General features: G+C 68.4%; 12 protein-coding genes. 5 read left to right on the top strand and 7 right to left on the bottom strand.

The window, feature by feature from the left end; translation table 11 throughout:
* Nucleotide 1: 1 nt before the first annotated feature.
* The 3 genes from GO592_RS15305 to GO592_RS15295 are packed head-to-tail and all read right to left on the bottom strand — an operon-like array spanning nucleotide 2 to nucleotide 2,501.
* Nucleotides 2-1,408: a hypothetical protein gene (locus GO592_RS15305; RefSeq protein WP_202715198.1), complete on the bottom strand. Its 1,407-nt coding sequence runs from the start codon at nucleotides 1,406-1,408 to the stop codon at nucleotides 2-4.
* On the bottom strand, nucleotides 1,405-1,734 hold the full coding sequence (locus tag GO592_RS15300; protein WP_005260896.1) for a type VII secretion target: 330 nt from the start codon (nucleotides 1,732-1,734) through the stop codon (nucleotides 1,405-1,407). Before GO592_RS15300 ends, GO592_RS15305 begins: the two co-directional genes overlap by 4 nt.
* A gap of 59 nt (nucleotides 1,735-1,793) precedes the next feature.
* On the bottom strand, nucleotides 1,794-2,501 hold the full coding sequence (locus GO592_RS15295) for a TetR/AcrR family transcriptional regulator (RefSeq protein WP_039951938.1): 708 nt from the start codon (nucleotides 2,499-2,501) through the stop codon (nucleotides 1,794-1,796).
* A 221-nt stretch (nucleotides 2,502-2,722) separates the two neighbouring features.
* Here GO592_RS15295 and GO592_RS15290 point away from each other — a divergent pair, with 221 nt between their 5' ends.
* Genes GO592_RS15290 through GO592_RS15275 form a run of 4 tightly spaced genes read left to right on the top strand, consistent with a single transcriptional unit; the run spans nucleotide 2,723 to nucleotide 7,749 of the window.
* Nucleotides 2,723-4,267: an amino acid permease gene (locus GO592_RS15290; RefSeq protein ID WP_007298698.1), complete on the top strand. Its 1,545-nt coding sequence runs from the start codon at nucleotides 2,723-2,725 to the stop codon at nucleotides 4,265-4,267.
* 1 nt (nucleotide 4,268) lies between these two features.
* Nucleotides 4,269-5,114: an urea amidolyase associated protein UAAP1 gene (locus GO592_RS15285; RefSeq protein ID WP_039951940.1), complete on the top strand. Its 846-nt coding sequence runs from the start codon at nucleotides 4,269-4,271 to the stop codon at nucleotides 5,112-5,114.
* Nucleotides 5,111-5,767 carry an urea amidolyase associated protein UAAP2 gene (locus GO592_RS15280; protein WP_007298700.1) on the top strand — a complete coding sequence of 219 codons (657 nt, stop codon included), beginning with the start codon at nucleotides 5,111-5,113 and terminating at the stop codon, nucleotides 5,765-5,767. The genes GO592_RS15285 and GO592_RS15280 overlap by 4 nt, the downstream gene beginning before the upstream one ends.
* Nucleotides 5,764-7,749 (top strand): 5-oxoprolinase/urea amidolyase family protein, encoded by a 1,986-nt coding sequence (locus GO592_RS15275; protein ID WP_007298701.1) that lies wholly within the window; start codon nucleotides 5,764-5,766, stop codon nucleotides 7,747-7,749. Before GO592_RS15280 ends, GO592_RS15275 begins: the two co-directional genes overlap by 4 nt.
* A 6-nt stretch (nucleotides 7,750-7,755) precedes the next feature.
* On the opposite strand, the gene GO592_RS15270 is transcribed toward GO592_RS15275, so the two are convergent.
* From GO592_RS15270 to GO592_RS15255, 4 genes are all read right to left on the bottom strand, one after another.
* The gene (locus GO592_RS15270; RefSeq protein WP_007298702.1) at nucleotides 7,756-8,067 is read right to left on the bottom strand and encodes a dihydrofolate reductase family protein; all 312 of its coding nucleotides are present in this window, start codon (nucleotides 8,065-8,067) and stop codon (nucleotides 7,756-7,758) included.
* Nucleotides 8,068-8,096: 29 nt separating this feature from the next.
* Nucleotides 8,097-8,573: an SRPBCC family protein gene (locus tag GO592_RS15265; RefSeq protein WP_007298703.1), complete on the bottom strand. Its 477-nt coding sequence runs from the start codon at nucleotides 8,571-8,573 to the stop codon at nucleotides 8,097-8,099.
* Nucleotides 8,570-8,926, bottom strand: a complete 357-nt coding sequence (locus tag GO592_RS15260) for an ArsR/SmtB family transcription factor (protein ID WP_007298704.1) — start codon at nucleotides 8,924-8,926, stop codon at nucleotides 8,570-8,572. The genes GO592_RS15265 and GO592_RS15260 overlap by 4 nt, the downstream gene beginning before the upstream one ends.
* A gap of 79 nt (nucleotides 8,927-9,005) precedes the next feature.
* Entirely contained in the window at nucleotides 9,006-10,091 is a 1,086-nt protein-coding gene (locus tag GO592_RS15255) for an NAD(P)H-dependent amine dehydrogenase family protein (protein WP_007298705.1), read from the bottom strand.
* Nucleotides 10,092-10,542: 451 nt separating this feature from the next.
* Between GO592_RS15255 and GO592_RS15250 the strand changes: the two genes are divergently transcribed.
* Entirely contained in the window at nucleotides 10,543-12,135 is a 1,593-nt protein-coding gene (locus GO592_RS15250; RefSeq protein ID WP_007298706.1) for an HD domain-containing phosphohydrolase, read from the top strand.
* Nucleotides 12,136-12,145: the final 10 nt, after the last annotated feature.

The following is a 12,145-nucleotide window of genomic DNA, read 5'->3' as shown; positions in this document are numbered from 1 at the left end:
ATCAGCTCTGGTCGCCGAACGGAGTGTCGTCCAGGTCTTCGCCGCCGATCACGGCGGGCGCGACCATGGGGAGGTCGCCGACGAACGCGTTGTTCTCGCCGGCGTTGACGAGGTAGCTCGGTGTGGACCGCCCGCTCAGCTGGTCGTCGCCGCCGCGCCCGGCGCCCGCCATCCCCGCCCCGCCCATCCCGCCCGTGGCTCCGCCGGGTGCGAGAGGGGACGAGTCGGCGGCCGGAGCGGCGCCGGGTGCGGGAGCGGTCCCCGGTGTCGCCGGGGGCACAACCGGCCCGGTGATCGTTCCGCCGGGTACGGAACCGCTGCCCGCGGAGACGCTTCCGCCCGCGCCGCCGCCGCCGTACATGCCGATGCCCGCGCCGCCGGCGATGCCCACAGCACCCGGAACTCCGCCTGCTGCCCCGTGTGCGGGGGTGACCGCGGATTTCGCCGACCGGGCGTCGGCAGGCAGGTCCGACGAGGAGACGCTCGCCGCCTGGGTGCTCGCCGACACCAGGTCGCCGACACTGTCGGTGACGGTGGAGATCATCGGTTTGCCCACACCCTCGATCACGGTGGAGGCGATGGCGAACGGTGACGTCGGTGCGGCTGCCGCCACGGCTCCGGGCGCCGGGGGCGACGGTACCGGAACCGGGGCGGCCAGACCGTTCATCGTGAGGGTCTGTTCGTTGAGTTCGGTGCGCGTCTGCGTCACGACCCCGATAGCAGCCTTGAGGTGCTCGGCCGCGGACGCGAGCAGCATCGCCTGCCCGGGCGGCGTCATCACCATCGGCGCGGCGGCGACCGCGGTGGCCGCGAACGACTCCGAAATCGTCATGAGGTTCGCGTTGCCCCGCGCCACGGACGCGGCGGCGGTCTGCGTCGTCGTGGAGATCTCCGTGCCGCGTTCGCTCAGTTCCGTGCCGCTGGACTGAGCCTGCAGGCCCTGCGACTGCGCCGCCTGTGCTGCCTGGCTCTGCCAGATCTGGTCGAGCACCTTCAGCCCCGACATGCTCATCGACATCGCCTGGTCGATCATGTCCGAGGACATGTCGAGGAGGGAGGTCGGATCGAACGAGCCGAACGTGCCGGTGCCGAAACTCCCGGCGAGATCGGTGAGCGGCTTGAACAACTCGTCCACGCCCGGCAGTCCGGGCAGCCCGTGACCCTGCAGCAGCGCCTCCACGGGGTTCGGCGGCAACGGCGGCAGTGGAGGTAGCGGCGGAAGGGCAGGCAGCGGCGGCAGGTCACCGAGCGGCGTATCGAGGAACGGACCGAGCGGTGAGTTCTGCAGGGCCTCGAGTGGAGTGCTCGGCAGTGGCGTGGCGAGCGCGTCGCCGACGGGCGTTCCCTGGATCAGGTCGAGGATCGACCCGTGCTCCCCAGGATTTCCGGTGGATTCGGGGGACGTCATGCGAGACCTCCGATCCCGTCGCCGACGCCGCCGAGCGCAGCGCCGTTGGCGCCGTCGACGGAGTCGTAGGAATCGGCGGTGGCATGGGCCGCGACCGCGGTCTGCGCGTAGTGAGACGCGAGTTCGGCGACCGACTTGGCGTGATTCGCCTGTGCGGCGGCGAAGGATGCGAGAAAGTCGGCGCCGATCGGGCCGAACACGGGCGCGAGTGCCGCGAGATTCGCGCCGAGGTCGAGTGCGGCGGCCCCGCTGATCTGTTCGGCGGCCTGTGCAGCGGTGGCGCCGTAGTTCCTGATGCCGTCCGTGACGACAAAGACATCGCTCAAGATAACCCCCCAGTGATAAGCGTTCGCCAGACTTTATCTCACGGGACCGACGTGCACGGCTAGAGGCGAACGGGTGTTCCGCCTGCCGCCTCGGCGAGCAGTGCCCGCGACTTCGCCCGGATTTCGTCCATCGGCTTCGTCCATCCGAGAGCGCGGAGGCAGGTGTCGGCGAGGAGTCCGGCGGCGCCCTCGTTCTCGGGTCCGGGGAGCAGTCCGCGTTCGATGTCGGCGCGGGTTGCGATGGCGCTCTCGACTATTCGGAACGGCAGGTCGGTCAGGGCGGGGGAGGTGTCGCCGGAATCGTCGGTGATTTCCGTGAGGGCCCGGTCCGCCAGCTGCCGGTAGTGCCGCCGCAGCAGGGTTCGCTGGGCACGGAACGGCTCGAACCGATCGGTCAGCAGTTCCGGAAGAAGATACAGCGCACCGAGATTCCATTTGGTGGTGGTGAGTTGCGTGACGTCGTAGGTGGCCAGCGCGTGCAGGCGCACCGTGGCGGGCGCCGCGGCGTCTGCGAGCCGTCCGGCGGCGGCGAGCGCTGGGGACACCGTCTCCTCGAGGAGGGCCACCAGGATCTCCTCCTTGTTGGGGAAGTGGTGGTAGAGCGATGCCTGCCGGATGCCGACCATCTCGGCGATCTGCCGAGTGGACGTGGCTGCGAAACCCTTGGTGGTGAACAACTCTCCGGCGGCGTCGAGTATCTCCTCGGGCGTGGTCTGCCCTGGTCTGCGCTGACTGGTCAGTCGGGGTCGTCCCGGCCCTGTGGTCACCGCTCCATGATGTCAGGTCGCTCTCGGGACCGGCGGTCTCCACCCGCCGTGAGGGTTTCGTCATGCTCCCGAAACGTAGGCAACGATGCTGTTACGGCCGGCCGCGATCTGGATACGCGGGCGTCACCCATCGAGGCCTCTCCGCGAGAAAACTATCGAGCGACAGATATTGCTCTCGCCGAAGGAGTAAGCACTTGAGTACACCCACAAGGACTGCGCAAGTGCTGACCGCGCCTGCCGCACCTCCCCGCCCGTCCGGCGGAACCGGCGTCGACGACACGGGCGACCTCGGCGAATTCGGCTACGAACAGCAACTTCACCGTTCCCTCGGCAAGTTCGCGTCGTTCGCCGCCGGCTTCTCATTCGTCTCCATCCTCACCACCATCTTTCAGCTCTTCGGGCTCGGATTCGGATTCGCCGGCCCCGCCTTCTTCTGGACGTGGCCGGTGGTGTTCGTCGGCCAGTTCATGGTTGCGCTCAATTTCGCCGAACTGGCCGCCCGGTACCCCATCTCGGGGGCGATCTACCAATGGTCACGCCGGATGGGCGGTGAGGTGGTCGGCTGGTTCGCCGGATGGTTCATGATCCTCGCGCAGATGGTGACGGCCTCCGCCGCGGCCATCGCCCTGCAGGTCGTGCTCCCGAACGTGTGGAGCGGATTCCAGATCATCGGTGAGGACAGCACGTTGACGTCCGCGAGTGGCGCCGCCAACGCGGTGCTGCTGGGCTCGGTCCTCCTCGTGCTGACCACATTCATCAACTGCATCGGCGTCAACTGGATGTCCAGGATCAACAACATCGGTGTGACCTGCGAGATCGTCGGGGTCATCGCGGTGATCGGCATGTTCCTCACCCACGCCCAGCGCGGACCGGAGGTCGTGTTCGACACGGGCACGGCCGGGGCGTCACCCGGGTACGGATGGGCGTGGATCGTGTCGGGTCTGATGGCGGCCTACGTCATGGTCGGATTCGGTTCCGCGGGCGAACTCGCCGAGGAGACGCGGAATCCGCGCCGGGTGGCGCCGCGCACGATCCGCCTCGCGCTGTCCGTGTCTGCGCTCGGCGGTGGACTGATGATCATCGGCGCGCTGATGGCCGCGCCGAGCCTGACCGACGGCCGGCTCGCCGCCGAGGGCCTGCCGTACGTACTCTCGTCGATCCTCAGCTCGCCCTGGGGCACCCTCCTCCTCGTCGACGTCGCGATCGCCGTGTTCGTCTGCACGCTCGCCATCCAGACGGCGGCGTCCAGGCTGGTGTTCTCGATGGCCCGCGACGGACGGCTGCCCGCCTCGCAGATCCTGTCGACGGTGAATGCCCGCACCGGAACGCCCATCGCGCCGTCTGTTCTGATCGGCCTGGTCTGCATCGGCATCCTCGCGGTCAACGTCGGGAACTCCGCGATCTTCGCGACGCTGTCGAGCGTCTGCATCATCCTGATCTATCTCGCCTACCTGATGGTCACCGTGCCGCTCCTGCTGCGCAGGCTGAAGGGCTGGCCGCACGGTGGACCGCAGGTCGATGCGGACGGCCGGACGCTGTTCTCGCTCGGACGGTTCGGACTGCCCGTCAACATTCTGGCGGTCGGCTACGGCGCGCTGATGGTCGTCAACCTGTCCTGGCCGCGCGCCGAGATCTTCGACCCCAGCGGGGACTACCCCCTCCTGCGGTGGGCCGCCCCCGTCACCGTCGCCGCCGTGGTCGCGCTCGGAATCGCGTGCTTCCCGCGCGGCCGCACGACCCCCAACCCCGTCACGATCGGAGCCTGACATGACCTCAGTGGACACCTCGACCACCAGCGCCGCGAAGGAACACGCGCGTGCCCAGTCGGGAGTGGTCACCGACTCGATGCCGGTGGTCCCGGCGTCGTCCTGGCCCACTCCACCGTCCGACATCGATCCGGCACTGCTCACGTGGGCGGAGACGGTGCCCGGTGGCCGGTACACCACGAAGGTGCTGGGCCGTGGCACACGACTGCGACTGCGTGACCTCGACGGCCGGGCCTGCGCCCACCTGCTGCTGTACCGGGCGGACGCGCCGTGGGAGCGACTCAACGTCGCCGACACCGTGAAGGTGCCATGGCAGGCGTACCTGGGGGCGGGGCATCCGTTGCTCTCCGATCAGGGGCGCGTGCTCGCGACGCTCGTGTCGGACGGGTCCGGGCGGCACGACGCCCTGTGCGGCACCACGTCGCTCGCCTCGAACACCGCGAGATACGGTGACGGCAGCCTGCATTCGGCGTCCCCGGCCGGCCGTGAACTCTTCACCGTGGCGGCGGCGAAGCACGGACTCGAGCGGCGCGACCTCCCGCCCTCGCTGTCGTTCTTCCACGGGGTGCGGGTGGGGGAGGACGGGTCGCTGAGCAGCATCGGATCCGCCGGCGCGGACACCGCGATCGACCTCGTGATCCACCTCCCGGTGATCGTCCTGATCGCCAACACGGCGCACCCGCTCGATCCTTCCCCGACGTACGACACGACCGCGCTCGAAGTGCTCGCCTGGACCGGCGCCGACGTGGCCGAGCCCGTCGACGCCGATCCGGAGTACCGACGCGCCTTCCTCAACACCGAAGACGTCTGGGCTGCAGCGCAGCGCCAGGGACGGGAGCAGGCATGACCACCACCATCGAGACCGCACCGCTGGTACCGGGAACGGTGATCCTGGACGAGGAAGTCGGCGCCCGCGGACCCTGGTCCACCGTCGTCGTGGCCGGTGACGTCCTGACCATCGTGGATCTGTGCGGCAACCAGGCCGTGGACACCCTGATCTATGCGGCCGACGATCACCGGCAACGCTACTCGGCCGCCGCGACGGTGTCGGCGCAGCGAAATCTGTTCTTGACCACGGGAAGTGTGCTCCGCACCGACGATCACGACGCGCTGATGACGCTCGTCGCCGACGAGGTCGGTTCCCACGACACGGTGGGCGGCGCCTGCTCGCAGGAGTCGAACACCCTGCGGTACGGCCACCACACCAAGCATCAGCACGCCTGCGTCGAGAACTTCCTCGCCGAAGGATCTCGGTGGGGGATCGGCAAGCGGGACCTGGTGTCGAACATCAACTTCTTCATGAACGTTCCCGTCGACGCCGACGGCACGCTCGGAATCGTCGACGGCCTCTCCGCACCCGGCCGCCGTCTGGCACTCCGCGCGGAGCGTGACGTTCTGGTACTGGTGTCCAATTGCCCGCAGATCAACAACCCCTGCAACGGTTTCGACCCGACCCCGGTGCGGATGATCGTGACCCGGCCGACGGGAGCGCAGGCATGAGCGCCAAGATCACCGTGCACCGGCCCGGCATGCTCACCACGGTGCAGGACTTCCCCGGACGGACCGGGTACTGGCACGTCGGTGTGCCGCCGTCGGGGCCGATGGACGACCTGTCGTTCCGGCTCGGCAATACCGCACTGGGCAATGACGAGGGCGCCGCCGGAATCGAATGCGCCATGTCCGGTCCCGCACTGCAGTTCGACGAGGACACGGTGGTGTGTGTGACGGGCGCGCCCGCCCCGGTCACCGTCGACGGAGTGCTGCAGGCGCAGTGGCGTCCGGTGCGGGTTCCGGCAGGCGCAGTCCTGGACGTCGGCGCGGTGGCAGGACCCGGTCTCCGCATCTACGTACTCGTCCAGGGCGGGCTCGACGTCGACGACTTCCTCGGCAGCGCCTCGACGTTCACGCTCGGCAAGTTCGGCGGACATCAGGGCCGCACGCTGCGGCAGGGCGATGTTCTCGCGGTCGGCGAGCACACCGGCGCCCGCGCGGCCGCCGTTCCCGCCGAATACGTTCCGGCCCTGTGCAGTCGCTGGGAGATCGCGGTCACCGAGGGCCCGCACGGCGCGCCCGAGTTCTTCACCCGCACCGACATCGACACGCTGTACCGGACCGACTACGAGGTGCACTTCAACTCGGACCGCACCGGGGTGCGGCTGATCGGACCCAAGCCCGACTGGGCCCGCACGGACGGCGGCGAGGCGGGACTGCATCCGTCCAACATCCACGACAACGCGTATTCGGTCGGCGCCCTGGACTTCACGGGGGACACCCCGATCCTCCTGGGCCCGGACGGACCGAGCCTCGGTGGGTTCGTCTGCCCTGTCACGGTCGTCTCCGCGGAACGCTGGAAGCTCGGACAACTGGCCCCCGGCGATACGGTGCGTTTCGTGCCGATCAAGGCCGACCGGGCCGCGTCCGCCCGGACGCTGGGGCCCGCACGGCGGGCGGCGCACTCGACGGTCTTCTCCACCACCGGTGACCGCGACGACGGCGTGATCGCCCGGCGCGACGGCGAGACCGCCGTGACGTACCGGCGGTCCGGCGACGACAACGTCCTGGTCGAGTACGGCGACATGACCCTCGACCTCGCACTGCGGGCCCGCGCGCACGCGCTACACCAGCGTCTCGAAGTCGAGAAGCCGGCCGGGCTCCTCGACCTGACGCCGGGCATCCGCTCGCTGCAGGTCCGGGTCGACCCCGACGTGCTGCCGATCCCGAAGCTCATGGGGCTGCTCGGCGAGGCGGAGGACGCCCTGCCCGCGGCGAACGAACTCGTGGTGCCGAGCCGGTCCGTGCGGATGCCGCTGTCGTGGGACGACCCCTCGACGCGTGAGGCGATCCAGCGTTACATGCACGGTGTCCGTTCCGACGCACCGTGGTGCCCGTGGAACATCGAGTTCATCCGCCGCATGAACGGGCTCGGCAGCGTCGACGACGTCTTCGACACCGTCTTCGGAGCGGAGTACATGGTGCTCGGGCTCGGTGACGTCTACCTCGGCGCACCCGTCGCGACACCACTCGACCCGCGGCATCGGCTGGTTACCACGAAGTACAACCCGGCCCGCACGTGGACGCCGGAGAACGCGGTCGGTATCGGCGGGGCATACCTGTGCATCTACGGAATGGAGGGTCCGGGCGGCTACCAGTTCGTCGGCCGAACCACCCAGGTGTGGAACCATCGGCATCCCGAGAAGTCGGGCCCGTTCGAGGACGGTACCCCCTGGCTGCTGCGCTTCTTCGACCGGATCTCCTGGTACCCCGTGGAACCGGACGAGTTGATGGACCTGCGATCCGACGTCGCAGCTGGTCGCGGCGGCGGTATCGAGATCACCGAGGGCACGTTCTCGCTCGCCGAGCACCAGCAGTTCCTCACGGCGAACGCCGAATCGATCGGCGACTTCCGAGCCGAGCAGACCGTCGCGTTCGCCGCCGAGCGGCAACGATGGTCCGCGGCAGGGGAGTTCGCGACGGTGGGCTGATCCGCGTTACGTGAGCGTGTCGGTGAAGCTGTCCGGCCTGGGTGCGTCCGCGCGTTCCCTGGGCACGTAATGCAGTTCGACTACCCCGTTGCCGTACGACTCGGAGCCCACTAGTCGGAGGTCACGCTGGTCGGATATCTCCGAGAACCAGGGAACGCCGGGCGACGCTACCGGATAGACGAAGAAGTAGAACTCGTCCACCAGCCCCAGCGCGAGGACCGATCGCGCGAAGGACGATCCGCCGGACAGGTGAATGTCCTTGCCCGGCCGGCTCTTCAGATCCTCGAGGTACGCCGCCAGCTCGTCGTCGTTGGCCACGACGGCCTGTTCGTTGTCGGCCTCCTCCGTTACGCCTGTCGCTCGGCCAGTTCGGCGAGCTGCTCCGTGACGGTGCCCCAGCCGTCGTAGAAGCCCATTTCCTCGTGGGTGTTGCGGTCGGCGTTGTTCTTGTGCATCACGTGGGAGACGTACTCCGTGCCCGTCGGATGGTCGTTCAACGTGATGATCGCGGTCATGAACGGCTGTTCGGCGGGTCGCCAGCCACCGACCAGCGAGTTGGTGAACACGATGCGTTCGAGTTCGTCGACGGCGAGGAAGCAGCCACTGATGTGCGGCACGAATTCTCCACCGTCCTCACTGATCTGGGTCGTGAACGCCCCGCCCGGGCGTAGTTCCATGTCGACGACCCGGCACCGCGACGGCGCGGGGACCCACCATTGCTCGAAGCTGGCGGGGTCGGTCCAGGCGCGCCACACGACCGGACGGGGTGCCCGGATGATGCGCGAAATCGTGAGGTCGAGATCGGGTCTCGCAGTGTCGGTCATCGCGGTGTGTCCTTTGCGGGTGTCGTGACGGTGTGTTCGGTGACGAATTGTTCGAGTCGGTCGGTGCGGCTCTCCCACAGTTCCTGTTGCTCCGCGAGCCACGCCTCGACGGCCGTGAACGGTTCCTTCTCGATCGCGCACGCCCGTACGCGGCCCTCCTTGTGCGTCCGGATCCATCCGCTGTCCTCGAGGAAGTGGATGTGCTTCATGAAGGAGGGCAGGGCCATGTCGAACGGTTTCGCCAATTCGCTGACCGTCGCCGGGCCCCGGCTCAGACGGCCCAGCACGGCCCGCCGGGTGGGGTCGGCGAGCGCTTGGAAGATGCCGTTCAGCTGCTCCGGATACTGAGCCATAAGGCAAAGTATCCACCGCGACAATGGTTAGCACAAGGGCTAAGTGTGGCCCTCTGGGTGGTGTCCCCTCTGGGTGGTGTCAGCCGAGCTTGCCGTGACCGGGGGTGAGCGGGACGTCCAGGGCGTCGTAGAGCCCCGGCGCGGCCGTCCGCAGCCACGGGATCGCGTTGACCAGGCGCCCCACCGCGGTGGCGTTGCCACCGGCCGCTCGGTTGCCGCCCTCGTCGGTGGCCTCCACGTTCATCTCGATGCGCGGTCGTCCCTCGATGATCACCTTGTGAGCGCCGTCCCCGCCGTCGGGCGGCACGGGCCAGTCCGGGGCGCACGAGGGGTGGATCCGCGTGACGTGCTCGATGACGATCAGAGCCTCGCCGTCCACGATGCCCTGGACTTCGAAACGCAGCGCCCCCTGGGTGCCGGCCTCGAACTCGCCCATGAGATCGGTGGTGATCGTCTCGTCCAGCGGCCGGCGCAGCAGGGTCTCCCGGATCTCGTCGAGCTCCACACCGAGGGCCCGGGCGATGAGCCGAATCTGGCCGCCCCACACCATCGTCGGTACCGTCGCCGCGACCATCGGCGGTTCGTAGTCCATCGGCTGGCCCATGCCGACGAGGTACCGCACGGAATCGTGCTGGTCGTACGTGGTGTAGTCGAAGATCTCCTGGCAACGGATCTGATCGATCGTGCCGGCCAGGCCTGTCAGCAGGATCGGCAGGATGTCGTTGCCCCATCCCGGATCGACGCCCGACACGAACAGGGCGCCGCCGCCGGACTTCGCGGCCGCCTCGATCGGGTCGCGCAACTCGGCCGGCGCGTTGCGCTGGTCGTAGAGCGCATAGATCGACGGGGTCACGACGACGGCCCCGGCGGAGAGTGCGCGGGTGATGTCCGCCGCCGCACCGTCCGGGCGGATGTCACCCGACGCGGCGTAGACGACAGCGGCGGGGGACGTCGCGAGCACGGCATCGGCATCGTCGGTTGCTGCCACCCCCACCGAGCGGCCCAAGCGGGCGAGGTCGCCGGCATCGCGTCCAACCTTCTCCGGGTTGGCGACGATCACCGCCGTCAGCTCGAGTCCGGGGTGTGCGTCGATCGCGCGGATCGCGGCCCGTCCCGCATTCCCGGTGCCCCACACCACGGTCCGGATCTTCCCCTGGTCAGCCATGGAATCGGACCCTACCCAGTTTGCGAGGTGGGCATTGCCCGAATGGGGCAACATCGGGTCCCCTGGAACTGTACGAAAAGGCTGGAGGGTGAGCTTCGGGCTTGCCGAGGCGGCAGACACGGAGTGGGCCCGCCCGTGGGGGTGCTTCGCACGGGCCGGCCTTTCCCCGACACGCACCGGTCGGCGGTGCGTCCTTGGGTGCAGCACTGATCCCTCATAAGGGGGCGCATGTTGCCTGTCTGCGCGGGTGTGCTGCCTGCGTGACTGCGAGTGAAGTTGTGGGTCGGAAGCTTTGTCCGGCGGCCTCCTTGCTGTGGTTCGGTGTCTCGGTTGGTCACAATTGTGGGTTGACCTGCGCGCTTTCACATGGGTCGTTCGGCGGATGTGGGTACCTGTCTTTCGCGTTGCTTCCAGGTGTGGCCGTGTTCAGGTTCAGGTGGACAATGGGGAGATGCACCCGCACGGGACGCTGCCCGGTTCGGAAACAGGTCTGAGCAGAGCCGAACTGCTGGCCGCGGTATCGCTGGCGATCGACCTCGGTCTGGGTCAACCGATGGAACACATGCTTCGGTCGTCGTTGATCGCGACACGGATCGCGGAGCGGATGGGACTCGGCCCGCAACAGCGAGCTACCGTGTACTACGCCAATCTGGTCGGGTGGATCGGTTGTCACGCCGACTCCCACGAACTCTCGGCGCTCTTCGGCGACGACATTGCCTTCCGGGCCGACACCTACGCGGTCGACATGACCGGCCTGCCGTTTCTGCGCCTGATGATGAGTCACGTGGGACGCGGATTGCCGGGCTGGGAACGCGGCATCCGTGCCGCCGGCCTTCTGGTCGCGGCTCGCAGCCAGGTTGCCACACTGATCCATTCGCATTGCAGTTCCGCCGGGGTCCTTTCGGATCGGATGGGCTTGGACGGGCAGGTCGGAAAGGCGCTGGCCTACGTCTTCGAGCGCTGGGACGGCCGGGGGTTGCCCAACGGTTGTCGCGGAGAGGGTATCCCGGTCGAGATCCACATCGCTCACGTTGCAGATGTCGTCGAGGTGCATCTGCGGACGGGTGGGCTCGAGCACGCGAAGGGCGTTCTCCGTTCCCGGCGCGGCAGTCAGTTCAGCCCGGCCGTGGCGGACGTATTCGAACGTGACGCGGCGGCGATCGTGGACGGATTGCTCGAAATAGACGTCTGGGTTGCGGCGTTGGCTCGAGCACCCGATCGTGATCGAACCCTGAAGGCCGACGAGAGCGACGAGTTGCTCAGGGCCATGGCCGATTTCGTCGATCTCAAATCTCCGTTCACTCTGGGGCATTCGCGTGGTGTCGCGAACCTGGTGGCCGGGGCGGCCCGCCACCTGGGCATGTCGCCGTCGGACATCACGCATCTCTACCGTGCCGGCCTCGTGCACTGCCTCGGTAAAATGGGAGTGTCCAACCAGATCTGGGAGAAGAAGGGGCCGCTCACCACGGCTGAATGGGAACGGGTGCGGATGTATCCGGATCTGACCGGCCGGATACTGAGCCGGGTCAACGGCTTGGAGTCGGTGGTGTCCGTCGCGATGAAGCACCGGGAACGGATCGACGGGTCCGGCTTTCCCCGGGGGATCGCCGGCGCGGAGCTGACCGCGCAGGACCGGCTGCTTGCCGCGGCGGAGGCTTATCAGGGACTGCTCGAGCCACGTCCACACCGGCCGGCGCTCGATCCTCGCGGCGCTGCCGATCGGTTGAGAGAGGAGGCGCGCGCCGGACGCCTCGACGCCGCGTCGGTGGCAGCCGTGCTGTCGGCGGCCGGGCAGCGGCTGTCGCGGCGGACGCCCTGGCCTGCCGGGCTGACCGACCGCGAGGTCGAGATCCTGCGACTGGTCGCGCAGGGCCGGTCGAACCGAGAGATCGCGGCCGAACTGTTCATCGCCGAGAAAACGGCACGCAACCACGTCGAACGTGTCTACACCAAGCTCGGGGTGAACAACCGCACGCAGGCCAGTCTCGCCGCGATCGATCGGGGTCTGGTGGGCTTCCCGGTCAACGCGGCCGTGGGGAAGTGACGCATCCGCC

The sequence above is a fragment of the Rhodococcus sp. 21391 genome, assembly GCF_016772255.1.
Taxonomy (GTDB): Bacteria; Actinomycetota; Actinomycetes; order Mycobacteriales; family Mycobacteriaceae; genus Rhodococcus_F; species Rhodococcus_F opacus.
The sequence above is the reverse complement of the archived record's forward strand: the minus strand, read 5'-3'. Positions and strand labels throughout refer to the sequence as shown.